This is a genomic window from Bacillus sp. 2D03, from assembly GCF_003946765.1.
Taxonomy (GTDB): Bacteria; Bacillota; Bacilli; order Bacillales; family Bacillaceae_G; genus Bacillus_A; species Bacillus_A cereus.
The window spans coordinates 64,862-88,520 of the sequence record NZ_RPSJ01000007.1 but is presented as its reverse complement, the minus strand read 5'-3'; the positions used below and the strand labels follow the sequence as shown (position 1 = coordinate 88,520).

The following is a 23,659-nucleotide window of genomic DNA, read 5'->3' as shown; positions in this document are numbered from 1 at the left end:
GAAGTGAGGAGATATAGTAACATTTATTTATAGTGTTCCGTGTTTCGCTTCAAAATAGACGTGCTGAAATTTAAAAAAGTTTCTTCTATATAAATAGCGTGAATAATAATCAAAATATATGTAAAGGGAACTTGACGTAAAGTTTCCTTTACATATATACTCGGTATATGGAAGGAGGGAGAAATTTCCTTGGAAAATAAAATGGTCGAATACCGAAAAAAAATTGGACTATCTCAAGAAAAGTTGGCTGAGAAACTTGGAGTTTCCAGACAAACCATTATCTCAATTGAAAAAGGGAAATACGATCCATCACTTCCGCTAGCATTTGAAATAGCGAAAACATTTCAGACAACAATAGAACATGTATTTATTTATGAAGGAAAAGAAGAGGGGGAATAGGGATGAATTATTCACAAAAGTACTTTGTAATTATGGGGATTATTTTTCTATTTATGAGTGGATTTATGATATTAACAGGTATAATGACGCATTCTGCACCGCCAGCCATAACGTATCCATTGCTGGGGATGATGATTATGAGTTTCTGTCTAAGCTACTTGCATCCGCAATTTAAAGAAAAAGACGAGCGAATGAAACTTATTCGTTATAAAGGAATGTTTGTAACCTTTTTTGCATTAACGGCATATTATCTTCTTTTCTCTATCGGCTTAAACTTAAAAATACTTATACTATCAGCTACTGAATTATTGAATATACTTATGGCACTTACAATGAGTACCGTCTTTATCTCATTTGTTGTTTTGGCAAAAAGATATTAAGATGGAGGAGAGAAAGGAAGATTAACATATGCAAATGATGTATGCTTTTGGCATTGGGCTTGTATTATTTTTAGCCGTATTCTTATTTATTCGTAAAGACGTTCAAGGCGGGACGTTAACGAAGCGAGGATTTTATAAATTAATCGGCTGTTTAGTTGTTATGCTTATAGCAATTATTGTAATGATCGTATTAATTAATCAGTCACTATAGAATGTAAAAACGGAACCTTACTTCGGTAAGGTTTTTTTATTATTAAACCTAAAAATTACCACCAAATCCATTTACCGTAAATAATTTGTGTTATATAATCCAATGAAATGATAGATAAGGAGTGTAGTATATGAATAAAAGAACTATCTTCTATTTATTAACTTGTATACTACTGGTAGCTAGTACTACTTATATAATATGTAACAAAAGAGAACAAGTGCCACCTATATTAGTATGGGACGAACAAGAATACTATGTTACGAATGAACCTGCCAAAGTAGAAGAAGTTGGGCAAAAACTTGGCGAAGTAACAAAGAAAATTAAAACAAGTAAAAAACCTACTAAAAATAGAGAATCTAATACATTACAAGAGAAAACAGAAGTATTCATAATGATTGAGGAAGAAAAAAGTGATTACCCGCCTTTAATCATAAAGGAAGCTTATAGTGATGAATATAGGGTAGTGAGACCGATGTTGAAGCAAGTATTATGATGAAAAGGGGATTCATATGCAGACAGTAACTTTGTATCCGTAGTCGTTAAGAAAAATATTTGTCTTTTTCCTCCTATTGGTGCCGCTTACATTTTGATGAATAGAGGAGCAATACAAAAGAGAGATTTCATTTTATATTTATTATTTGCTACTATGAATATATCGCTTTGGTTATCGCTTATGATTTTTGATTGGAGTATGTGGATGGTATTAGATAGTAGGGAACAGAAAATGTGGTTCATTTGTGCTACGGATACAGATTGATATAAGAGAGGCCTTGTAGGAATGCTGCAAGGCCCTTTACCTTTTGGGAATTAATAGAAAACGAATCATATAAATGCTATACTAAAAAATGTTTGTAATGTCAGTTTCATAATATTGTATGATGCTGACTTACTAGAAAAGATAAGAGGAGAATGAGCGTGCAAAAGATAAAGAGATTATTGCTATTAATGATGGTAGTAGGATTAACAGCAGGTGTTTTAGCAGGGTGTGCAAATCCGAAAGATACTACAGAAGAATTTTTAACAGCGATACAAAAAGGTGATGTAGAAAAGGCTCGTACATTTGTTGAGAGTGACAAGGAATTTAATAAACTAAATGAAAAAACAGATGATGCTGAGGCAAAAGCAATGCTGAGTGCAATTACGAAAAACTTTAAATTTGAAAAGCTAGAAGAAGTATCGAAAAAGGATGACAAAGCAGAAGTGAAAGTGAAAATTACATCTGCAGATCTATCCGTTGCTGTAACAAAAGCAGTGGGAGAAGTTATGCCAATGGCCTTCGCTAGCGCATTTAGTGAAGACAAAGAACAATCTGAAAAAGCGATCGAAAAAACAATGACCTCAACTATCATCAAAAACTTAACGGATAAAGATGCAGCAATGGCAACTCGCGAAGTTACATTGAACTTAAAGAAAGACAAAGATGGCGACTATAAAATCGTTGCTGACGATAACTTGAAAGAAGTATTGTTTGCCAATGCGAAGTCTTTGGAGAAGATGTTTGGTGGAAAGTGATTGAATTAGATAAAAAGAGACACCATATCACGTAGAAGGTTGATATGGTGTCTCTTTTTTATGACCCCGGAGAGGCTCGAACTCACGACCTCCACCCTGTCAAGGTGGCGCTCTCCCTGCTGAGCTACGGGATCCCAACTATAAATATTACGACCAGCAATATGTTTTCATTCATATAATAAGATAATTTATTGAATATTGTAACATTTGGTGTATTCCTATAATAGCAACAAACTTCAATAGTGTAAAGATGAAATTTTCGTAATATTAATGCTCGAATTTTTATATAAAAAATAAGCCCCGAAGAGCTTATTTTAATAATAATATCACCGCAATTATCAATGATAGTATCAAAAATACAATCATAAATAATGCAACTCAGTCATGAGCTATCGCCCTGTAACTGTCATTCCTGCTGTGTAAATTGTATCAATAGAACCGTCAGCGCCTTTTATTTCGACTTTATAACGATATGTTCCATCCTCATAAATATCATCGCCATATCCTGTGAAAGTTGCAATTTCATCATTGCTTCCAGCTGGGACCCATTGATTTTGCCAACGGAAGTTGGTTTCAAATTCTCCCCATCTATCGCCATATTTCTTTTCAAGGCTGACATTGTAATGAATTTCTTCAGCTCGGTCATTTGTAATTCTTGCAATTACGCTGTTACCAAAAGTAACTTGTGTAGAGTGTACCTGAACTGTAACACCGTTCACCGTTTCACCAGGACCACAAATGTAATGACAACCATCCCATTCGTCAGCATGTGCCTTCGGTGTATCAATGTTCATAGCTGTTAAACCGCCTAAAGCTAAAGCGCCTGTTAATAATACCTTACTAAATGCGTTCACTTGAAATTCCCCCTAAGTATATTCTCAATTCGTTCGATAGATATCACATTAATCTAATCGAACGTTTTTTCCTTAAGTGTATTCGCTATGAATCTTTCATCTTGTAGTAATCTAATCACTACATAAAATTTCATAGTTTTGATTCCATATATGTATCATGATTTATATAGAACAAATCTGTTAATAGGCTTTGGTTATTTACTTATTCCACTACTTCTTATTACCTTTTATTGGTAAAATGTTGGTTTTATTATATAACATTATTATCTATTTACAAGAGAAAATAATACTGTATGCAAAAATGCATAATAAAAAACACTGCTTGTATTCTAGATTACAGATTAAATGGAGTGTTGGGTTTCAATTAATATTTGAGTGGAACTTAATGCTAATTTTTATGCTTAACAGTATGCATATATCATCGTTTATTAAAGGCATAATTGATAAACCTTGTTCAGGGGACGCTCTTCCTGCTGAGCTAGAGAATCTTCAAAAGGGAAAGTATAAGCGATTATGCTAGTAATGTATGAAGGAATAATGATGAGAAGCGAATTTAGTAGAAAGTAGTCTTTGGATGTAGTGGTTATATTATTTACGATACCAATCCGAAGGACCTTCAGCACTCAAATCAACAAGAAAAGGGAGTAAGAAATGTAAAGGTAAGCTTATAAGTTCTGGCATAGCGTTCACCGTTTTCTTTGATAGATATTGTCTCATAAAACAATACGGACAATCCTTTTCAAATGTCACGAGTATTGCCCATACATCTTTTATTGTCCACTTCGTTTTACAATACGTACAACGCGTCATGAGGTTCCTCCTCATTTTAAGTTTTCTTCTAGTATACTCCATTCCATTGTAAGAAAGTCATTTGTATTTGGTGTGGTAAAATGTAAGTTATTTTATTTTTATGTGAATCTATTTAGTCATTTATGATCAATTACATATCATTTGATATTTTTGCAGAATGATAGATTTTCAGTTTCAATATGCCAATTGGCCAATATATCCTTTTTACAATTTACTGAAAATCATGTATAACAGAGATACATGATTATTTTATCTCGCTATTTGCGGGCAGTAAGATCCCTTACCTCGAAATTCAGCAAAAGTAAAGAAGTTCGGGTCGGAATGCCCGTAAAAGTCCGATTCGTGAGGGTTGATGAAAGTGTCACTTTATAAATATTCAGAAGTAGAGGGAGAAAAGTTGTAATGGTAAGAAAAACGTTCAAGATGCGCGTGTCTAAAAATAGAACGATTTCGATTAATGGATCGATTCTTGATGTGGATGTTACACATGATGAATTTTTACAAGAGTTTGTTGAGTGGGTTGATTCTAAAGGTTGGTCGTTTATGGGAATAACAGATGAGATTACGCCCGAGGAAGCTAGTCAAAAGTTAATAGATTCGTTGATTGATGAGAAGGATAAGAAAGAGTAATTCCTTCTTATTTTTATTGTATATTTATGTTCTTTATCGTAAAAGTATGATATAGTAAAAAATAGTGAAAATTCTTCCAATATAATACAAATTACATATGATTGGTAGATTTATTATTTTGTTAAGGAGTAAATGGAAAAGGGAGAGTCATATGGTAAATTTTAAGAAAATTTTGGTTTTTATTACAGTTATTTGTTCGTTTTTTTTGACGCCCATAACATTGCGTGCTGAGACGAATATTGGAGTAAATCCAGAACAAGTTGCACCACCACCTGCGGAAGGACCGAATGTTTTTAGTCAGTTTGCAACGACAATTGATGCAAAAACAGGAGATGTTTTGTATGACAAAAACGCATATCACCGCGCATTTCCTGCTAGTACGACGAAGGTGTTAACAGCGATTTTACTCATGGAGCATACAAAGCCAGAGGATCAATTTACATTTTCACAATTAGCATTAGATCAAGAGAAGAGTAATTATCAAATTGAGTTTCAACCTGGAGAGACAATTAATAGAAATACTGCGCTTATGATTTTAATGGTGCTGAGTGCGAATGATGTGTCGTATGCGATTGCGGAGCGGATTGGCGGGAGTGTTGAGAATTTCGCTAATATGATGAATGAGAAAGCGAAGCAATTAGGGGCGAAAGATAGCCACTTTGTAACACCGAATGGATTGCATGATCCGAACCATTATACGACGCCGTATGATATGGCTATGATTACGAAGGGTGTGCAAAAGTATCCTGAAATTTTACAAGCGATGAATACGAAAAGAACGACAGTTACGACGTCTAGGCAGACGGTGTCTATTTTTAATAAATCTAATTTTTTTGAAAATCCATATAGCATTGGCGGTAAGACAGGGTTTACGAATGAAGCACGTAATACACTTGTTTTATTAAATGAGAAAGATGGAAATCGTATTATAAGCGTAGTAATGGCTTCTCAAAGACCTGAAATTTATGAAGATTTGAAGCAGATGGCGGAATATTCTTTCGGTCAATTTACGAAGCAAATGGTGCTTGATAAACATAATTGGCATCAAAAAACAACATATTTAAATAAAGATGTTAATTCTGAGTTGGAACAAAGTGCGGAGCTTATGCTTAAGAAAGATGAAGGGAAAAATGTGAAAACTATTTTCCGGGCGGCTTCATTAGATAAAGAATCTTTATATCATAAAGGAATACATCGTGGTGAGGTAGTTGGTGCAGTTGATATTACGAAAAATAATCAAACAATTGCGACGGTAAATGTTCTTTCAACAGAAGATGTCACTTTTACGATGCCTAAAAAAGATACAACTATGCCTGAAGTAAAAGACTCAAATGTGAAAGTAATAAGTGTTGGGATAGGTGCGATTATATTATTTGGAGCAATTTTATATGTAGTGTTGCGCCGAAATACAAAAGGAATGAAATCAGAAGGTAAATAAATTACTAATAAAAAGACTGTGTAAAATTTTGGCACAGTCTTTTTTCTATATTTTAAATAACTAATAATTGTAAATTTTCTTATTGCAATAACTTAAAGTTCGTTATATCATTTACTTGTGTTCTTGTTAAAGAACAAAGTGGATATTGCATACTTCAAATAATATAAAACAACGGAGAGGGAGAGAGACGATGAAATTAATATGGAAGATAATTAGCAACGCGATCTCATTTGTTTTATTTGCATTGATGGTTTTTTTAGCTTTTGTAGTTATTTCTTCAAAAGCAAGCGGTGGTGATCCGACAGTGATGGGATATCAATTTAAGAGCGTTCTTTCAGGATCAATGGAGCCGACGTTTTTAACAGGATCAATCATTGCAATAGAACCAAACAAAGATGGTTCTAAATATCAAAAAGGTGATGTTATTACCTTTAAAGAGAAAGATCAAAAAATTATCACTCACCGTATTATCGGTGTGAAAGATACAAATGGAAAATTAATGTATGAAACAAAAGGGGATAACAACAACGGACCAGATTTAGAGCCAGTACTTGCAGAAAATGTAGTTGGAAAGTATGCAGATATTACAGTTCCGTATGTTGGTTATTTACTGAATTATGCGAATTCAAAAGCGGGAGCAGCATTACTTCTTATTATTCCAGGAGTCTTTTTACTTGGGTATTCCGCGATTTCTATTTTTGGTGCTATTCGTAGCATTGACGGAGAAAAGAAAGATAAAAAAGTAGAACAATCCGTCTAGTTCGTTTGGTTATACTTTCCGTTTAGGAAGTTAACAAATATATATTAAGGGGATATGGACATGACTTTAAAGAAAAAATTAGGAATGGGTATTACATCAGCAGTATTAGGAGCAGCTTTAGTTGGTGGAGGAACATTTGCATTTTTCAGTGATAAAGAAGTGTCAAATAATACATTTGCGGCTGGAACACTGGATTTAGCATTAAATCCATCAACAGTTGTTAACGTATCGAATTTAAAACCTGGGGATACAATTGAAAAAGAATTTAAACTAGAAAATAAAGGCTCTTTAAATATTAAAAAGGTTCTACTGAAAACAGATTATAATGTAGAAGATGTAAAGAAAGACAATAAAGATGATTTTGGTAAACATATTAAAGTAACATTCTTAAAAAATGTAGATAAGCATGAGACAATTGTGAAACAAACTACTTTAGATAAATTAAAAGGTGACACACTTACAGCTGTAGATAATGATTTATCGGCTTGGTTCTGGGATGAAAAAGGTATTTCAGCAGGTAAATCTGATAAATTCAAAGTGAAATTTGGGTTCGTTGATAATGGAAAAGATCAAAATCAATTCCAAGGCGATAAGTTACAATTAAATTGGACGTTTGATGCACAACAAACAGCAGGTGAAGAAAGATAATAAGAAAAAGGGTTATCACATGGATAGCCCTTTTTCTATTTTTCTAGTATTTGTCTATCAATTTTAATAGTTCTTTACTATAATATAGATAATGTTCTGTATAAAGAACGTAATGTTCGATGGGAGAGATTAAGATGCTGAAAAGACCGCGTAATTTTAAAAAGATGCTTATATTGCCGTGTATGTGTTCTATTACGTTTTATTTAGGATCTCAAATTATGACGCATACAGAAGCGGCGTTCATTCATGAAACGAAAGTAGAAGCGACGCTTTCTACAGCAATTATATTTCCGAAAACAGTTAATACGTTAAAAGAGCAATCTGAGAAACATAAACAGTTTATTGAGCGTGAGTATGGAACGATGAAGGGAAAATCGAAAGCAACTTCTATTGAAGAAATAAAACAGGCGATTTCTGTATGGCAACAAGGGCGTGAGAAAATTGTTGCTGAGAAGGAAGCCTTGCAAAATGTATATACTGAAATAGAAGCTCCTTACAATCAAATACAAGAAGAATTAAAGGTAAATAAAGATGAGTCGATGCAGCAAGTGTCCATATATGTAAATGAAGGCTTCCGCAGTATCAAAGAGAAGCGTGACTATATTGAGAAAGAAATTAGCTTGAAAGCTATTGATGAGCAAATTCAGGCTCTTCAGCAACAATTAAACGTTGCAATTGAAGCGGAAGGACAAAAGAAAGCAGAAGAACAGAAGAAAGCCGAAGAACAAAAGAAAATAGAAGAACAGAAGAAAATAGAAGAACAGAAGAAAGTAGAAGAACAGAAGAAAGTAGAAGAACAGAAGAAAGTAGAAGAACAGAAGAAAGTAGAAGAACAGAAGAAAGTAGAGGAACAGAAGAAAGTAGAAGAACAGAAGAAAGCAGAGGAACAAAAGAAAGCTGAAGAACAGAAAAAAGTAGAAGAGCAAAAGAAAGCGGAGTAACTACTTTAGTGAAACAGCCGGAAAACAAGAATGTGGTGTAAGAGAGAGTGAACGAATAAGCAAGACTAGTAATATTTATACGAGTGTGAGGGAACGTTAGCCCTCACCTCTTTGTTTTTCTTTTTTCTTATAGTATTAAATGATTTGAGTGTGAAAAAAGTTATAAATTATCATTGTTTTTTTCTGAAAAGTCTAAATGATATTGAGAAATAAAAATAACTGAAAATATTAATAAATATGTGTTGTGTTTATATAGGGTTGTTCGTTATAATGAACATAAGGTTTTTAAAAAAGAACGCATATTAGCTAAGCTAATATAGTTTTCTTTACATCTCTTATTGAAAAATAAGTGATAAAAATATAAAAAAAAGCTAGGGGGAATTGATTGTGAGTCTGAAAAAGAAATTAGGTATGGGAGTTGCATCAGCAGCATTGGGGTTAGCTTTAATTGGTGGAGGAACATTTGCATTCTTTAGCGATAAAGAAGTATCAAACAATACATTTGCAGCTGGGACGTTAGACCTTACATTAAACCCTAAGACGCTTGTAGATATTAAAGATTTAAAACCAGGGGATTCTGTTAAGAAAGAGTTCTTATTACAAAACAGCGGTTCGTTAACTATTAAAGACGTTAAATTAGCAACAAAGTATACTGTTAAAGATGCAAAAGGTGATAATGCTGGTGAAGACTTTGGTAAGCACGTTAAAGTAAAATTCCTTTGGAACTGGGATAAACAAAGTGAGCCTGTATACGAAACAACTTTAGCAGACTTACAAAAAGTTGATCCAGATCTTTTAGCTAAAGATATCTTTGCTCCTGAGTGGGGAGAAAAGGGTGGATTAGCAGCTGGTACAGAGGATTATCTATGGGTACAATTTGAATTTGTAGATGATGGAAAAGACCAAAATATCTTCCAAGGTGATACATTGAATTTAGAATGGACATTCAATGCTAACCAAGAAGCTGGGGAAGAAAAATAATAAAAAAGCGGGTATTCCCGCTTTTTTTTATAAAGAAAAAGAAGTGCTGGTTGTAAGCACTTCTTTCTATTATTATTTTTGATTTTGCTTCCACTTTGTAAATTCAAGAAATTCACGAAATTGTTCTTTGGAGACACCAGAGTTCATTGCATCTTTAACGAGTTGTGTCCATTCGGAGTCTAGGTTAGTTTCCCTTGTTGTTTCATCATGAAGTAAAGTATCAACTGGAATTTGTAGAACTGCTGCGATCTTTTCAAGAAACTGAATGGAAGGGTTTTTTTGTAAATTTCGTTCTATAGAACTAATGTAAGATTTAGCAACGCCAGCTTTTTCGGCAAGTTCAGTTAATGAAATCCCTTTTTGTAAACGAAGGCGTTTTATACGTTCTCCAATCATATTTGCGCACCTTTCTATCAATATGTAGTTGTCTTATGATGTCATTATTATAACATAAACTTCGTTAAAAAGAACAAACCTATTGAGCCTGACTGGATGGCTTCATACGTTGGAAAAATTGCTCGATGTCTTGCATGGCGATACCAGCATCTAGAGCTTCAAGTATTAAATCAATCCATTCTTGATCCAGTGCGTCTGTCTTATCTTTGTACAAATGTAATTCCTCCCTAATTATCGGTCATAATTGCTGCTACAGAATACGTGATAATGCAATCCGCTTTTGTGTTTTATATAGTGAATTATCAAATATTGTGTAGATGAAACAAAGATAAAATCCCCATTAAACTCCCTCTATGGAAATTATAAATTGTTCGATAAAAACTTTCAATATTTTCAGAAAACATTGTTGAATTGTGATATATTCGTATGCTAACTATGAAATTTTTACAAATATATTAAAAACATTACATAATATGACTAAATATTGAAAAAATATTGAATTTTTAATAAAATTCAATTTGTAATACATATTATTTATTAGGGGAGGAAATAAGGGATGAACAAGAAACCGTTCAAAGTTTTGTCATCAATCGCATTGACAGCTGTATTAGGCCTTTCATTCGGAGCTGGCACTCAATCTGCATATGCTGAAACGCCTGTGAATAAAACAGCTACGAGCCCAGTTGATGATCATTTAATTCCGGAAGAACGTTTAGCAGATGCATTAAAAAAACGTGGGGTAATTGATTCGAAGGCTTCAGAGACAGAAACAAAGAAAGCAGTCGAAAAGTATGTAGAGAACAAAAAGGGTGAAAATCCTGGGAAAGAAGCAGCGAATGGGGACCAACTTACGAAAGATGCATCCGACTTTTTAAAGAAAGTGAAAGATGCGAAAGCAGACACGAAAGAAAAATTAAATCAACCAGCAACAGGCACACCTGCAGCGACAGGCCCAGTTAAAGGCGGTCTAAATGGTAAAGTACCAACTTCTCCAGCGAAACAAAAAGACTATAACGGTGAAGTTCGTAAAGACAAAGTACTCGTTTTACTTGTAGAGTACGCTGACTTTAAACATAATAATATCGACAAAGAGCCTGGATATATGTATTCTAACGATTTTAATAAAGAACATTATGAAAAAATGTTATTCGGCAACGAGCCATTCACATTAGATGATGGAAGTAAAATCGAAACGTTTAAACAATATTACGAAGAGCAATCTGGTGGTAGTTACACAGTGGACGGAACAGTTACAAAATGGTTAACAGTTCCTGGTAAGGCGGCTGATTACGGTGCAGATGCTGCTAGCGGCGGCCATGATAATAAAGGACCAAAAGGGCCACGTGATTTAGTAAAAGATGCTTTAAAAGCAGCTGTAGATAGTGGTATTGATTTATCAGAGTTCGACCAATTTGATCAATACGATGTAAATGGTGATGGAAATAAAAATCAACCAGACGGTTTAATCGATCACTTAATGATTATTCATGCGGGTGTTGGACAAGAAGCAGGCGGTGGTAAATTAGGCGATGATGCAATTTGGTCGCACCGTTGGACAGTTGGAGCAAAGCCATTCCCAATTGAAGGTACACAAGCGAAAGTACCATATTGGGGTGGAAAGATGGCAGCATTCGACTACACAATTGAACCAGAAGATGGAGCGGTTGGTGTATTCGCACATGAATATGGTCACGATTTAGGTCTTCCAGATGAGTACGATACACAATATAGTGGTCAAGGTGAGCCGATTGAAGCTTGGTCTATTATGAGTGGCGGAAGCTGGGCTGGTAAAATCGCTGGAACGACGCCAACGAGTTTCTCACCACAAAATAAAGAGTTTTTCCAAAAAACAATCGGTGGTAACTGGGCAAATATCGTAGAAGTAGATTACGAGAAATTAAATAAAGGTATCGGTCTAGCGACATATTTGGATCAAAGTGTTACGAAATCTAACCGTCCGGGTATGATTCGTGTTAACTTACCAGACAAAGATATAAAAACAATTGAGCCGGCATTTGGAAAACAGTATTACTACAGCACAAAAGGTGATGATCTTCATACGAAGATGGAAACACCACTGTTCGATTTAACAAATGCAACGACTGCAAAATTTGACTTCAAATCATTATATGAAATTGAAGCAGAGTATGATTTCCTTGAAGTACACGCTGTAACGGAAGATGGTCAACAAACGTTAATTGAAAGACTTGGTGAGAAAGCAAATAGTGGAAATGCAGATTCGACAAATGGAAAATGGATTGACAAATCATATGATTTAAGTCAATTCAAAGGCAAGAAAGTAAAATTAACATTTGATTACATTACTGATGGTGGTTTAGCATTAAATGGATTCGCTCTTGATAATGCTTCATTAACAGTAGATGGTAAAGTAGTATTCTCTGATGACGCAGAAGGTACACCACAATTAAAATTAGATGGTTTCGTTGTATCTAACGGAACAGAGAAGAAAAAACATAACTACTATGTTGAGTGGAGAAACTATGCTGGGGCAGATAACGCGTTGAAATTTGCTCGCGGTCCAGTATTTAACACTGGTATGGTTGTATGGTATGCAGATTCAGCTTATACAGATAACTGGGTTGGTGTACATCCAGGACACGGTTTCCTTGGTGTAGTTGATTCTCATCCAGAAGCAATTGTTGGTACTTTAAATGGTAAACCAACAGTTAAGAGTAGTACACGATTCCAAATCGCTGATGCAGCGTTCTCATTCGACAAAACGCCAGCTTGGAAAGTCGTATCTCCAACGCGTGGAACATTTACGTATGATGGTTTAGCAGGCGTACCAAAGTTTGATGATTCTAAAACGTATATTAATCAACAGATTCCAGATGCAGGACGTATTTTACCGAAGCTTGGTTTGAAATTTGAAGTAGTAGGACAAGCTGATGATAATTCTGCAGGTGCTGTTCGTTTATATCGTTAATACAGTAAAACTACCGAGAGATTTTCTTTCGGTAGTTTTTTTGTGAGCAATGAATTTTATATAGCTGAAAAAGTCATATATAATGTAACCTTAAGAATAGAGATTTGTTATATATGAAGTCTATATAAATAATGAAAGAATTGGATAAAAATAGTGGGAGAAGGTGAGTGAATGAGTATTTCCTCTATTGTAAGTAGGCAAAAGGAATATTTTTTAAAAGGGCATACGAGAAGCATCGAAATGAGAAAGAATAATTTGAAGAAGCTTTATGAAGGCATTCAGCGTTTTGAAGAAGAAATATTTCAGGCATTGAAATTAGATTTAAATAAGTCAGTTCACGAGTCGTTTACAACGGAAGTTGGATATGTATTAAAAGAAATTTCCTTTCAATTGAAACATATGTCATCGTGGAGTAAACCGAAACGAGTTCGAACAGCACTCACTCATTTTGGATCAAAAGGAAAAATAGTGCCAGAACCGTATGGTGTGACGCTTATTATTGCACCGTGGAACTATCCTTTTCAATTAGCAATTGCACCACTTGTAGGAGCACTGGCAGCTGGAAACACAATCGTTTTAAAGCCGTCAGAGTTAACGCCAAGCGTTTCAAAAGTGCTTAAGAGAATGTTAGATGAATTATTCCCAGAAGAGCTTGTAGCGGTAGTAGAAGGTGGCGTTGAAGAGAGTACATCTTTGCTGAGGGAACCGTTTGATTATATTTTCTTTACTGGTAGTGTTGGAGTTGGAAAAGTTGTAATGGAAGCAGCAGCGAAACAGTTGACGCCGCTCACTTTAGAACTTGGCGGGAAAAGTCCTTGTATTGTACATAAAGATGCAAAGATAGAGATGACAGCAAGAAGAATTGTTTGGGGTAAGTTTTTAAATGCAGGGCAGACGTGTGTAGCGCCTGATTATATGTATGTGCATTCTTCCGTGAAAGAAAAGCTAATTGAGGCACTGCGACATGAAATTACAGAGCAGTATAGTAAAGAACCTTTGCAAAATGAAAATTATGTGCGTATTGTAAGTGAGCGTCATTTTGAACGATTATGTGGATTCTTACAAGATGGTCAAGTCGTAATTGGTGGAAACTATAAGAAAGATACATTACATATTGAACCGACAGTACTAGCGGATATTACATGGAAAGATACTGTTATGGAAGATGAAATTTTTGGTCCGATTTTACCAATCATAGAGTACGACAACATAGAAGATGTAATTGGCACAATCCAGCAACATCCGAAGCCGTTAGCGTTATATGTATTTTCTGAAGATAAAGAAGTACAAAAGAAAGTGACGAGTAATATTTCATATGGTGGAGGCTGTATTAATGATGTTGTCTATCATCTTGCCACGCCATATTTACCTTTTGGGGGTGTTGGAAGTAGTGGATTAGGGGGTTATCATGGGAAAGAAAGTTTTCGGACTTTTTCACATTATAAAAGCATTTTAGCCCAATCTACAGCATTCGACATGAAAATTCGTTACTCTTCTACAAAAAGTGCTTTAAAATTCATACGAAAGTTGTTAAAATGATGATGGTGTTTATCAGTAGGCGTAGCCGTATGATAATAGCCCCTTCGCAATGGAAGGGGTTTTTCTGTTCGACGTTATGTATCATGCGAAAATGAATCCAACATACTACATAAAGAATAGAAACGAACGCTTGTTAAATAACCATTTTTGTTTGGATCGAAACAAAAAATAGTCTATAGAACATAAATATTTATTCATGAATATAAAAATTAAAAATTTAAGGTAGATAGGACGGGAAAATGAAAAAGATTATTAAAGTTGAAGCAGTTGAAAAACATTTTGGAAATCAAGTGATTATCCCACCTCTTTCTTTAGATATTAAAGAGGGAGAGTTTTTAACAATTTTAGGGCCGAGTGGCTGCGGGAAAACGACTTTACTTCGTATGATCGCAGGATTTGAAACTCCAACTAAAGGGAATCTTTTATTAGATGATGAAAGAATTAACGATTTGCCGCCATATAAGCGTCATATGAACCTAGTGTTCCAACATTACGCACTATTCCCACATATGACAGTAGAGAAGAATATTTGTTTTGGTATGAAAATGCAGAAAGTATCAGCAGCAGAGCAGAAAGAGCGTGCTGAAGAGGCAATGCGTTTAACGCAGTTACTTGAGTTCCGTAATCGTAAACCTGCGAAGCTTTCTGGTGGACAACAGCAGCGTGTTGCAATTGCAAGAGCGATTGTAAATAATCCGCGTGTATTACTATTAGATGAGCCACTTGGAGCGCTTGACTTTAAGTTACGAAAAGACTTGCAACGTGAATTGAAAAACTTACAACGTAATTTAGGAATTACGTTCATATACGTAACGCACGATCAAGAAGAAGCAATGAGCATGAGCGATCGTATTGTAGTTATGAATAAAGGACATATCGAACAAATCGGAACACCGAAAGAAATTTATAATAAGCCGAAAACATTGTTCGTTGCGACATTCATCGGTGAAAATAATATTGTGAAAAACGGGGAAGGCTATGTAGCAATTCGCCCTGAAAATGTAAAAGTACGTTCGGTTGAAGAGTCAATTTTAAAAGAATACCATCTTGGACATATTGAAGATATCGAGTTTGTCGGAAATATGGAGAAGCTTTATGTACGTGATGAGAAAACATCAGAATTACTAATGGCATATCAAACTGCTGAAGAGGCAGCGCAGTGGAGCATTGGAGATAATGTATATGTAGGCTGGGAGCAAGAGGACGAGGTGACCTTAAATTGAAAAAAGGGAAATTACTCGCACTACCTACAGTCGCGTGGCTGTTAATTTTCTTCCTAACCCCGCTCGTATTCGTATTAGGATTCGCCTTCATGCAGCGCGGAGCTTACGGGACAGTAGAAATGCAATTTACGCTGGAGAATATATCCCGTGTGTTTGATCCATTGTACTTAGGAACGTTATGGGAAACTGTTAAAATCGCAGTTATTACAACAGTAATATGTTTATTAATTGGCTATCCGTTTGCGTATACAATTACAATTGTTGACCGCAAATACCGCTCTATTCTTTTATTATTGGCAACGATCCCGTTTTGGATTAACTTTCTTGTTCGTTCATACGCATGGATTGTTATTTTACGTTCACAAGGTCTTGTGAATACGTTGTTATTAAAGCTTGGCATTATTAGTGAACCGTTAAATTTATTATATAATACTCCTTCTGTAATACTCGGAATGGTCTATTCTTTATTACCATTTATGATTTTACCAGTGTATGCAGCAATTGAGCAGCTGGATAAGCGTAAGCTAGAAGCGGCTTATGATTTAGGAGCAACACCAATAAAGGCATTTTGGAATATAACAGTGCCGATGACGATGTCAGGAATTGCGACTGGTTCTATTTTAGTATTCGTTTCTTCTATCGGAATGTTTGTTGTATCAGACGTGATGGGCGGATCGAAAGTAGCATTAATCGGAAACGTTATTCAAAATCAATTCTTAGGTGCACGTGACTGGCCATTTGGATCTGCGTTATCGATTATCGTTGTTCTATTCTCTGTTCTGTTAATTTACTTATATTATCGTGCAACGAAAGTATATAAATATAATGAGAACGGAGGGGAATAGGCAAAGATGAAGAAGTTTTTAGTTTCTTATTCTTGGTTAATTTTGTTATTCTTGTATTTTCCAATGATGGTTTTAATGGTCTATTCTTTCAACGACTCTCGCATTAATGCGGAGTGGGAAGGTTTTACATTCCATTGGTATACAGATTTATTTCAAAAACAAGATGTTATTGATGCATTTGTAAATAGTATTACGATTGCAGTTATAACAACGATTGTGACAACGGTACTTGGTGTATTCTTTGCAATTGCTTTACATCGTTATAAATATCGTTTCGAAGGGGCTATTAATGGCCTTGTATATTTACCAATTTTAATTCCTGATATTTTAATGGGATTATCTTTACTAATTCTTTTCAGCCAGTTAGGAATGGAACTTGGACAAACAACGATTATTATTGCACATATTACATTTAGTATTTCGTTTGTTGTTGTTATTTTAGCTGCGCGTCTTTCAAGTATGGGACGTGACTTAGAAGAAGCTGCAAATGATCTAGGAGCAACGCCTTGGCAAACGTTTCGTTATGTAACGTTCCCAGCAATTGCACCGGGAGTTATTTCGGCAGCATTATTAACATTCACATTATCAATTGATGATTTTGTAATTAGTTTCTTCGTATCAGGACCAGGATCAACAACATTGCCACTATACATTTACAGTATGGTTAAGCGCGGAGTATCACCAGAAATTAATGCTCTTTCTACAATTTTAATTGTTGCTATCGTAGGATTAATGGTTCTATCTGAAATCTTCCGGAACAAAGGTGCAGATGGTGAAGAAAACTCTGGAGGACACCTTCCTTTATAATACGAACGATATAGAAAGTACAAGGGGGTAATAAACCGATGAAATTAATGAAAAGAATAGCTGGCGCAGCAATTAGTTTTAGCCTTGTTGCTGGTGTGCTTGCTGGTTGTGGTGAAAAGAAAGAAGAATTAAATATTTATAGTTGGGCTGACAATTTTGATGAGCAAGTGCTAAAAGATTTTGAAAAGAAATATAATGTGAAAATTAACTATGACAAGTACGCAAGTAATGAAGAAATGCTTGCGAAATTACAAGCTGGTGGCGCAAAGTATGACTTAATCCAGCCGTCGGATTACATGGTTAAAACAATGGCGAAAATGGACTTATTAGCGCCGTTAGATAAAAAGAATATCCCGAATATCGAAAATATGGTTTCTAATTTCAAAACACCTGCGTTTGATCCAGAGAATAAATATTCTTTAGTGTACACTTGGGGTGTAACAGGGATTGCATACAATAAAAAGTATGTGAAAGAAGCACCTACAAGCTGGGCGGACTTATGGAATGAGAAATATAAAGGACATGTAACGTTACTGAACGATTCTCGTGAAGTATTAGGAGTGGGTCTTAAGAAGCACGGGTTCTCAAACAGTACGAAAGACGATGCACAATTAAAGACAGCAGCAGATGATTTAAAGAAGCTGCTTCCAAACTTATTAGCATTTGATACAGATAACATTAAACAAAAATTCATTACAGAAGATGCTTGGATCGGAACAGTTTGGTCTGGAGATGCAGCATTTATCGCAAAAGATAATAAAGATGTAGAATATGTTGTACCGAAAGAAGGCGGCACAATTTGGGCTGATACGTTAGCAATTCCAAAAGGTGCAAAACATAAAGAGCTTGCTGAGAAATTTATGAACTACTTACTAGATGAAAAAGTAAGTGTGAAAAACTACGAGTCAATTGGTTACAGTAATCCAAATGAAAAAGCTCATCCTCTTCATAGTAAAGAATACCGTGATAATCACATGATTTTCTTAACGAAAGAAGAGTTAGATCGTACAGAATGGCTTGTTGATGTAGACGATAAGTTAAAAGACTATGATCGTTACTGGACAGAGCTAAAAACAAAAGGTAAATAAGTAAGGAAATGCGGTTTCTAAAGTAGAAATCGCATTTTTTCATAGTAGGAGGAAATCGTTTGAATAAGAAGTTACATCAGTATGAGGTAATGTGTATCGGTTTGTTATTTGCTGTATTTGGTATTGTTGCTTGGCGCGTACATGCAGGTGGCGTTACAGTGATGGATACATATGTCCGTGGATTAGTAAGAGGGCTACAAACGGAAAGTTCTCTTATATTTTTCTCGTACTTTACAAAATTGGGATCAGCAATTGGGATAGTCGCTACGCTCGTTATAAGCTTGCTTGTTTTTTGGAAGAAGCGTTATTATGCTGCGATGATTGTATATCCAATGGGAATTTTAATAACACATCTTGTGAATAAAGGGATAAAAGAGATTGTAAAGAGAGAACGTCCGTCATTAAATGAAGCGCTAGATGCACTTGGATATAGTTTTCCTAGTGGACATGCAATGCTATCGATTATGACATTTGGATTTCTTACTTATATCATTGCTGCTAATTTGAAAAGCGTAGCTGGGAAATGTGTCACAACGATTTTGATGGGTATAGTAATTCTATCGATTGGATTAAGTAGAGTCATTTTAAATGTACATTACCCAACTGATATTTTAGCTGGTTACTGCGTAGGTGGTATTTTGTTAATTATCGCGATTTACTACCATCGTTTACTTACTGAGAGATTAGGGCTTAATAAAGAGAGATAGAAAAACGTCTGGAAAAACTATTATTATAGTTTTTCCAGACGTTTTTTGTTTATATCAAGATGTGATACAGTATAAGTGACAATTGAATTATTTAAAGTAGGTGAAAATGTGTGAAGACAAACGTACATAAAGTTGATAAGTGGGGGAAGTTAGGAGCCTTTTTGTATCAGTTTCGTTATACAGTAATTCTAGCGTTACTGTTGCTCGCAATCGCACTTGGGATTTTTGCTCCAAAGCTACCGGGAGTATTAGGTGGTGACGGTTTCCAAACGGCAGGCGACTATCAAAAAACAAAAGAAATTTTAGATCAAGATTTTAAGAAGACTCAAGATACGCTTCTGCTCGTTTTTGAGAAAAATAAAGATGCTTCGCATGAGGAATTTAAAAAGCGAATAGATGAAATTGTAAAGAATGTTCAAGAGAAAGAGAGCTATGAATCTTTCCATCACCCAATCCAAAATAAAGAAATGCTACAAGATGACATCGGTTATGCGACAATTTTATTTTCCGGGAAAACAAATAAAGAAAGAATGGAAAAGACATTACAATTTGCTGATGAGATTGAGAAAGAAAGTAATGTAGCATTAAAAGTAACACCTACAGGATTTCCGAAAATTAATCAAGAGATTAATGAAAGAACGCAAAATGATTTAAAAGTAGCAGAAATGATTGGATTACCAATTGCGTTTCTTGTATTACTATTTTCGTTTGGTAGTCTTTTGGCATCAATTTTACCGATTTTGAATGGGGCGCTTAGTGTTATTAGTACGATGGGGATATTGTATTTCATCGGTGTTGATAAAGAACTATCTATTTTCGTGTTAAACGTTGCACCGATGATTGGACTTGCATTATCTATTGATTTTGCGCTATTATTTGTGAACCGTTTTCGAGAGGAAGTTGCTAAACGAACGGTAAAAGAAGCGATAGCAATTACATATCAAACGGCAGGACGTGCGATTGTATTTTCAGGATTATGCGTATTTGTTGGGTTATCCGGTTTGTTTTTCTTTAAGATAGATTATATTCAATCTGTCGCGATTAGCGGAATGATTGTTGTCATTATGAGCATTTTATTCTCACTCACACTTCTTCCAGCACTATTATCGTTAATAGGTAAAAGAATATTAAAAAAGAATCAAGTAGCACATACGCCGGCAAAAGCATGGCGTAAATTTGCACAATTTGTGATGAAACATCCAATTGCAATGATTATTGTTGTTACAACATTTATTGTTATTTGCTTATTACCATTACGTACAGCGAATTTGCAGTTCCCTGGTGTTGAAGCTTTACCTGAAAAGAGTGATACAAGGATTGCATATGAAAAGTATGAAGAAGCATTTAATGAAACTTTCAAAACACACGCTGATGTTACGTTAGTTGTAGAGACGAAAAAAGATATGAAAGAAAAAGAAAGTCTACAAAAGATAGAAGAAGTCGTTCAAAAGTTAAAAGATGATAAGAAAGTACATGAAGTAAGAAGTTTATACGACGGGTTAACTGGAATGAAAGCAGATCAAGTTGTTGGAATATTGCAGTCGCCAGAATCAGCGAAACTAATTCCTGTATTTGAAGCATACACGCAAGGGAATAAGACGACGATAGAAATCTTTTTGAAAACAAAACCACGTACAGAGACTGCAAAACAGTGGGTACGTGACTTTAAAAAGAACTATAAAGAAACGGATGTTACGTATTATCTAGGCGGAATGACGACGTTTCAACAAGAATTAGAAGATGAAATTAAAGATAAAGTTGTAATTGGTATGTCTGTTATATTTGGATCGACCTTTGTTATATTATTATTTGCATTCCGATCTATACTCATTCCAATTAAGGCAATTGTTATGAATATACTTAGTTTAAGTGCAACCATTGGAATTGTTGTTTGGTTATTTGAAGGTGGTCATTTCGGTTTAGAAGCGAGTCCGGTTCTGTTTGTCTTACCAATCTTCATTTTTGGCCTCGTATTTGGGCTTAGTATGGATTATGAAGTATTTCTTATTTCACGTATTCATGAGCTCTATGAAGAAACAGGAGATAACGATCAAGCAACGTTAGAAGGGCTCGTTTCAACAAGTAGAATCATTACATCAGCTGCTTTAATAATGATTGTTGTAACTGGTGCATTCGCATTTACTGATATTTTACCAGTAAAGCAGATGGGGCTTGGCGTTGCATTAGCAATATTTCTTGATGCAACAATTATTCGTCTTATGCTCGTACCAAGCTTAATGAAGTTATTTGGAGACTGGAACTGGTGGTTACCATTTCGAAAAAAACGAGAAAAATCATCATAAAAAATGCTCATCATATTGATGAGCATTTTTTATGAATAGCAAAGCCTACATTTTGCAAATAGTATGTGATAAGAACATTACATAATAAGTAGGTGAAGGCAATGTTTCGTTATTTTAAGTTTAAGTTAAATGATACAGTACAGTTTGCCGAGAACGATGGGCATATGTATCGCATTGTCGGTTATCGGTTAGAAAAAGGATTTTATCCAAAAGATGAATGGACTCATATCATTTATGAACTACTTAGAGAATTTGACGGGTATACGATGGATGCAGAAGAGGAAGAACTTGTAAAGGTCGTTCAAGTAGAGGATGAGTATTACAAAATACAAGAAGTATCAGGTTATCGCTATCCAGTAAAAATGAAACAAAAACAACAAGTGATGAAAATAGAAAAGATGGACGATTTATTAGATGCTTACAATGATTATAAAAGGTTGGCGGATTTCTTTAAAGATTTATCGTATGAGCAAAAAGCTGAAGAAGTATTGTTAGAAATGAAAAGACTTAGAGCTTGAGGGGCAGTCTATTATAAGACTGTCCTCTATTTTTGGCAGTGCATCAAAGTGTGTTTTCCGTTACAATGAGAGAATCAATAGAAATAAGGTGATAAACAGTATGGAAACAAAGAAAAAGGGCGAATGGTGTGAAATTATCGTTCCAGCTAAATGGAATGGTATAAGTATTGAATCGGTATTAAAAGTAGAATGGGAAATACCGAAAAAGCTATTACATCAGCTTCGTATGGAAAAAGGTGTTACAGTTAACGGGGAACAAAGAAGATGGAATGAGCTTTTAAAAGAGAACGATAAGTTACAAGTCCATATGTTTGCGGAGGAAGAGTACGGTGTAGATCCAGAATATGGTGAATTACATGTAGTATACGAAGATGATCACGTACTTATCGTAAATAAACCAGAGCAAATGGACACACACCCTGCTGAAAAAGGTGGAACCGGGACGCTTGCAAATCTTGTTGCTTTTCATTTTCAAATGCAAGGTTTAGAGACGAAGGTGCGTCATATTCATCGTTTAGATAAAGATACGACAGGTGGTGTCGTGTTTGCTAAGCATAGAATTGCTGGTGCAATTATGGATCGTCTATTAATGGAAAGAAAAATTAAAAGAACGTACGCAGCGCTCGTTGAAGGGAAAGTAAAGAAGAAACAAGGAAAGATTGATGCTGCTATCGGAAGGGATCGCCATCATGCTACAAGGCGTCGTATTTCTCCAAAAGGTGACCAAGCTATCACATATTATAAAGTAGAAAAGTATTTTAAGAAGCAAAACACGACTTTCGTAACGTTACAATTAGAAACGGGTAGAACACATCAAATTCGTGTTCATATGAGTCATAATGGTAATCCACTAGTTGGGGATGTATTATATGGTGGACAAACAAAATATATGTCCAGTCAAGCATTGCATGCGATGAAGATAAATTTCTTGCATCCAATTACGAAAGAAGCAATTGAAGTTGATGTGCCGTTTCCTACAAAGTTAAATAATAAAATAAAAGAATTTCAAAAAGAAAATGCGTAAAGTATAAGTTTTAACTTGAAAAAAGTAGATTTTTGCAGGGATTTCTCTAAAAGAAGCGAAGCCGTTAAGAGAAAAGAGAGGTGAGAATCACTTGATCAAATATAAGTATGTACTTGGAATATTTTTCGCTTGTCTTTTACTTACTCTATTTCTCTATCCCTATTTACCAAATCGTATGGCAGTACATTGGAATGTAAATGGTGAGCCAAACGAGTTTATGAGTAAACAAGTTGTTGTAGCATTTATTCCTTGTTTTATTATTTTTTCATATGGATTTTTGTATATTATTTCACATAATATATTTAAGTTTAATGAAAGAGAGCATGGTATTATAGGCGGATTTATAAAGAAAATTACGTTATTTATGTTGTTTATTCATATGCTTATCCTCTTTATTAATTTTGGGGAGTTGATATCCTTTCAAACAGGATTAACGATTGGGATTAGTATGTTTCTTTTTATGCTGAGTAAAGAATTTAAGAAAATAAAAGGCAAAGAAAAAGATCCAATTAAATTACAAAAAATTCGTTTAGTAAGTAGACGAATTTTTCAAGTGATGGCATGTGGCATATTGTTTTCATTGTTTTTGAACTTAGAGTGGGGATTTTATGTATTGCTTAGTGTAATAAGCTGTGGATCTATGTTGTTTATGTTATATATTTTCTATTCATACATAATAGAAAGCTATGAAACTTAAA

Annotated in this window: 26 protein-coding genes, 1 tRNA gene and 1 pseudogene; 23 read left to right on the top strand and 5 right to left on the bottom strand. The window is 34.8% G+C overall.

All coding sequences use genetic code 11. The features are described 5' to 3' along the window. Positions 1–189 precede the first annotated feature (189 nt). The 6 genes and pseudogenes from EBQ15_RS17060 to EBQ15_RS17040 all read left to right on the top strand — a co-directional run bounded on the left by EBQ15_RS17060 (position 190) and on the right by EBQ15_RS17040 (position 2,502). Positions 190–399: a helix-turn-helix transcriptional regulator gene (locus EBQ15_RS17060; RefSeq protein ID WP_000428519.1), complete on the top strand. Its 210-nt coding sequence runs from the start codon at positions 190–192 to the stop codon at positions 397–399. 2 nt (positions 400–401) lie between these two features. Further along, entirely contained in the window at positions 402–779 is a 378-nt protein-coding gene (locus tag EBQ15_RS17055) for a hypothetical protein (protein ID WP_001109899.1), read from the top strand. 28 nt (positions 780–807) lie between these two features. Next, positions 808–990 (top strand): DUF3976 domain-containing protein, encoded by a 183-nt coding sequence (locus EBQ15_RS17050; RefSeq protein WP_001178294.1) that lies wholly within the window; start codon positions 808–810, stop codon positions 988–990. A 130-nt stretch (positions 991–1,120) separates the two neighbouring features. Beyond that, positions 1,121–1,483, top strand: coding sequence for a hypothetical protein (locus tag EBQ15_RS17045; protein WP_001042763.1), 363 nt, complete (start codon positions 1,121–1,123; stop codon positions 1,481–1,483). Positions 1,484–1,579: 96 nt separating this feature from the next. Then, a pseudogene (locus tag EBQ15_RS31205) lies at positions 1,580–1,766 on the top strand (hypothetical protein). Positions 1,767–1,905: 139 nt separating this feature from the next. Then, the gene (locus tag EBQ15_RS17040) at positions 1,906–2,502 is read left to right on the top strand and encodes a DUF4878 domain-containing protein (RefSeq protein WP_001169495.1); all 597 of its coding nucleotides are present in this window, start codon (positions 1,906–1,908) and stop codon (positions 2,500–2,502) included. Positions 2,503–2,563: 61 nt separating this feature from the next. Here EBQ15_RS17040 and EBQ15_RS17035 read toward each other — a convergent pair. The 3 genes from EBQ15_RS17035 to EBQ15_RS17025 all read right to left on the bottom strand — a co-directional run bounded on the left by EBQ15_RS17035 (position 2,564) and on the right by EBQ15_RS17025 (position 4,166). After that, positions 2,564–2,636, bottom strand: a tRNA-Val gene (locus EBQ15_RS17035). Between the two features lie 255 nt (positions 2,637–2,891). Then, positions 2,892–3,356: a hypothetical protein gene (locus EBQ15_RS17030; protein WP_000991074.1), complete on the bottom strand. Its 465-nt coding sequence runs from the start codon at positions 3,354–3,356 to the stop codon at positions 2,892–2,894. Between the two features lie 588 nt (positions 3,357–3,944). After that, on the bottom strand, positions 3,945–4,166 hold the full coding sequence (locus tag EBQ15_RS17025) for a hypothetical protein (RefSeq protein WP_000196289.1): 222 nt from the start codon (positions 4,164–4,166) through the stop codon (positions 3,945–3,947). A 402-nt stretch (positions 4,167–4,568) separates the two neighbouring features. On the opposite strand from EBQ15_RS17025, the gene EBQ15_RS17020 reads away from it, so the two are divergent. The 6 genes from EBQ15_RS17020 to calY all read left to right on the top strand — a co-directional run bounded on the left by EBQ15_RS17020 (position 4,569) and on the right by calY (position 9,564). Continuing rightward, complete coding sequence (locus tag EBQ15_RS17020) at positions 4,569–4,796, top strand: hypothetical protein (protein ID WP_000251856.1); 228 nt, start codon at positions 4,569–4,571, stop codon at positions 4,794–4,796. A gap of 151 nt (positions 4,797–4,947) precedes the next feature. Continuing rightward, positions 4,948–6,234, top strand: a complete 1,287-nt coding sequence (locus EBQ15_RS17015; RefSeq protein ID WP_000247029.1) for a D-alanyl-D-alanine carboxypeptidase family protein — start codon at positions 4,948–4,950, stop codon at positions 6,232–6,234. A 190-nt stretch (positions 6,235–6,424) separates the two neighbouring features. Beyond that, on the top strand, positions 6,425–6,994 hold the full coding sequence (sipW, locus tag EBQ15_RS17010; protein WP_000767790.1) for a signal peptidase I SipW: 570 nt from the start codon (positions 6,425–6,427) through the stop codon (positions 6,992–6,994). Positions 6,995–7,054: 60 nt separating this feature from the next. Then, positions 7,055–7,642 (top strand): CalY family protein, encoded by a 588-nt coding sequence (locus EBQ15_RS17005; protein WP_000172855.1) that lies wholly within the window; start codon positions 7,055–7,057, stop codon positions 7,640–7,642. A 134-nt stretch (positions 7,643–7,776) separates the two neighbouring features. After that, positions 7,777–8,583 (top strand): DUF4047 domain-containing protein, encoded by an 807-nt coding sequence (locus EBQ15_RS17000; RefSeq protein ID WP_000919962.1) that lies wholly within the window; start codon positions 7,777–7,779, stop codon positions 8,581–8,583. 387 nt (positions 8,584–8,970) lie between these two features. Beyond that, positions 8,971–9,564 carry a biofilm matrix protein CalY gene (calY, locus tag EBQ15_RS16995; protein ID WP_000053713.1) on the top strand — a complete coding sequence of 198 codons (594 nt, stop codon included), beginning with the start codon at positions 8,971–8,973 and terminating at the stop codon, positions 9,562–9,564. A gap of 72 nt (positions 9,565–9,636) precedes the next feature. Here calY and EBQ15_RS16990 read toward each other — a convergent pair whose 3' ends face one another. Then, positions 9,637–9,960 (bottom strand): helix-turn-helix domain-containing protein, encoded by a 324-nt coding sequence (locus tag EBQ15_RS16990; protein ID WP_000578888.1) that lies wholly within the window; start codon positions 9,958–9,960, stop codon positions 9,637–9,639. A 79-nt stretch (positions 9,961–10,039) separates the two neighbouring features. Then, complete coding sequence (locus EBQ15_RS16985; protein WP_000276219.1) at positions 10,040–10,174, bottom strand: anti-repressor SinI family protein; 135 nt, start codon at positions 10,172–10,174, stop codon at positions 10,040–10,042. Positions 10,175–10,516: 342 nt separating this feature from the next. Between EBQ15_RS16985 and inhA1 the strand changes: the two genes are divergently transcribed. The 11 genes from inhA1 to EBQ15_RS16930 all read left to right on the top strand — a co-directional run bounded on the left by inhA1 (position 10,517) and on the right by EBQ15_RS16930 (position 23,658). Continuing rightward, entirely contained in the window at positions 10,517–12,907 is a 2,391-nt protein-coding gene (inhA1, locus tag EBQ15_RS16980; RefSeq protein WP_001035942.1) for a M6 family metalloprotease immune inhibitor InhA1, read from the top strand. 171 nt (positions 12,908–13,078) lie between these two features. After that, entirely contained in the window at positions 13,079–14,446 is a 1,368-nt protein-coding gene (locus EBQ15_RS16975; protein WP_000028379.1) for an aldehyde dehydrogenase, read from the top strand. Positions 14,447–14,685: 239 nt separating this feature from the next. Next, on the top strand, positions 14,686–15,669 hold the full coding sequence (potA, locus tag EBQ15_RS16970; protein ID WP_000720336.1) for a spermidine/putrescine ABC transporter ATP-binding protein PotA: 984 nt from the start codon (positions 14,686–14,688) through the stop codon (positions 15,667–15,669). Further along, complete coding sequence (gene potB, locus EBQ15_RS16965; RefSeq protein ID WP_000715501.1) at positions 15,666–16,514, top strand: spermidine/putrescine ABC transporter permease PotB; 849 nt, start codon at positions 15,666–15,668, stop codon at positions 16,512–16,514. The genes potA and potB overlap by 4 nt, the downstream gene beginning before the upstream one ends. A 6-nt stretch (positions 16,515–16,520) precedes the next feature. Next, positions 16,521–17,321 carry a spermidine/putrescine ABC transporter permease PotC gene (gene potC / locus EBQ15_RS16960; RefSeq protein WP_000714192.1) on the top strand — a complete coding sequence of 267 codons (801 nt, stop codon included), beginning with the start codon at positions 16,521–16,523 and terminating at the stop codon, positions 17,319–17,321. 38 nt (positions 17,322–17,359) lie between these two features. Next, positions 17,360–18,409 (top strand): spermidine/putrescine ABC transporter substrate-binding protein PotD, encoded by a 1,050-nt coding sequence (potD, locus tag EBQ15_RS16955; RefSeq protein ID WP_000772485.1) that lies wholly within the window; start codon positions 17,360–17,362, stop codon positions 18,407–18,409. Positions 18,410–18,468: 59 nt separating this feature from the next. Next, a complete protein-coding gene (locus EBQ15_RS16950) occupies positions 18,469–19,116 on the top strand; it encodes a phosphatase PAP2 family protein (RefSeq protein WP_001035521.1) in 648 nt (215 codons plus the stop codon). 110 nt (positions 19,117–19,226) lie between these two features. Further along, positions 19,227–21,419: an MMPL family transporter gene (locus EBQ15_RS16945; protein ID WP_000856399.1), complete on the top strand. Its 2,193-nt coding sequence runs from the start codon at positions 19,227–19,229 to the stop codon at positions 21,417–21,419. Positions 21,420–21,520: 101 nt separating this feature from the next. Further along, positions 21,521–21,937: a hypothetical protein gene (locus tag EBQ15_RS16940; protein WP_000490301.1), complete on the top strand. Its 417-nt coding sequence runs from the start codon at positions 21,521–21,523 to the stop codon at positions 21,935–21,937. A 100-nt stretch (positions 21,938–22,037) separates the two neighbouring features. Beyond that, positions 22,038–22,961: an RluA family pseudouridine synthase gene (locus EBQ15_RS16935; RefSeq protein WP_000448321.1), complete on the top strand. Its 924-nt coding sequence runs from the start codon at positions 22,038–22,040 to the stop codon at positions 22,959–22,961. Between the two features lie 91 nt (positions 22,962–23,052). Next, complete coding sequence (locus EBQ15_RS16930; RefSeq protein ID WP_000598996.1) at positions 23,053–23,658, top strand: DUF1648 domain-containing protein; 606 nt, start codon at positions 23,053–23,055, stop codon at positions 23,656–23,658. Position 23,659: the final 1 nt, after the last annotated feature.

What these genes read in the sequence shown, in the direction of transcription:
- EBQ15_RS17045 (WP_001042763.1), top strand. Translation starts at nt 1,121, where the DNA reads ATGAATAAAAGAACTATCTTCTATTTATTAACTTGTATACTACTGGTA.
- EBQ15_RS16990 (WP_000578888.1), bottom strand. Translation starts at nt 9,960, where the DNA reads ATGATTGGAGAACGTATAAAACGCCTTCGTTTACAAAAAGGGATTTCA.
- sipW (WP_000767790.1), top strand. Translation starts at nt 6,425, where the DNA reads ATGAAATTAATATGGAAGATAATTAGCAACGCGATCTCATTTGTTTTA.
- EBQ15_RS17000 (WP_000919962.1), top strand. Translation starts at nt 7,777, where the DNA reads ATGCTGAAAAGACCGCGTAATTTTAAAAAGATGCTTATATTGCCGTGT.
- EBQ15_RS17015 (WP_000247029.1), top strand. Translation starts at nt 4,948, where the DNA reads ATGGTAAATTTTAAGAAAATTTTGGTTTTTATTACAGTTATTTGTTCG.
- EBQ15_RS16935 (WP_000448321.1), top strand. Translation starts at nt 22,038, where the DNA reads ATGGAAACAAAGAAAAAGGGCGAATGGTGTGAAATTATCGTTCCAGCT.
- potA (WP_000720336.1), top strand. Translation starts at nt 14,686, where the DNA reads ATGAAAAAGATTATTAAAGTTGAAGCAGTTGAAAAACATTTTGGAAAT.
- EBQ15_RS16940 (WP_000490301.1), top strand. Translation starts at nt 21,521, where the DNA reads ATGTTTCGTTATTTTAAGTTTAAGTTAAATGATACAGTACAGTTTGCC.
- EBQ15_RS16975 (WP_000028379.1), top strand. Translation starts at nt 13,079, where the DNA reads ATGAGTATTTCCTCTATTGTAAGTAGGCAAAAGGAATATTTTTTAAAA.
- potD (WP_000772485.1), top strand. Translation starts at nt 17,360, where the DNA reads ATGAAATTAATGAAAAGAATAGCTGGCGCAGCAATTAGTTTTAGCCTT.
- EBQ15_RS17050 (WP_001178294.1), top strand. Translation starts at nt 808, where the DNA reads ATGCAAATGATGTATGCTTTTGGCATTGGGCTTGTATTATTTTTAGCC.
- potC (WP_000714192.1), top strand. Translation starts at nt 16,521, where the DNA reads ATGAAGAAGTTTTTAGTTTCTTATTCTTGGTTAATTTTGTTATTCTTG.
- inhA1 (WP_001035942.1), top strand. Translation starts at nt 10,517, where the DNA reads ATGAACAAGAAACCGTTCAAAGTTTTGTCATCAATCGCATTGACAGCT.
- EBQ15_RS17055 (WP_001109899.1), top strand. Translation starts at nt 402, where the DNA reads ATGAATTATTCACAAAAGTACTTTGTAATTATGGGGATTATTTTTCTA.
- EBQ15_RS17005 (WP_000172855.1), top strand. Translation starts at nt 7,055, where the DNA reads ATGACTTTAAAGAAAAAATTAGGAATGGGTATTACATCAGCAGTATTA.
- EBQ15_RS17020 (WP_000251856.1), top strand. Translation starts at nt 4,569, where the DNA reads ATGGTAAGAAAAACGTTCAAGATGCGCGTGTCTAAAAATAGAACGATT.
- EBQ15_RS17025 (WP_000196289.1), bottom strand. Translation starts at nt 4,166, where the DNA reads ATGACGCGTTGTACGTATTGTAAAACGAAGTGGACAATAAAAGATGTA.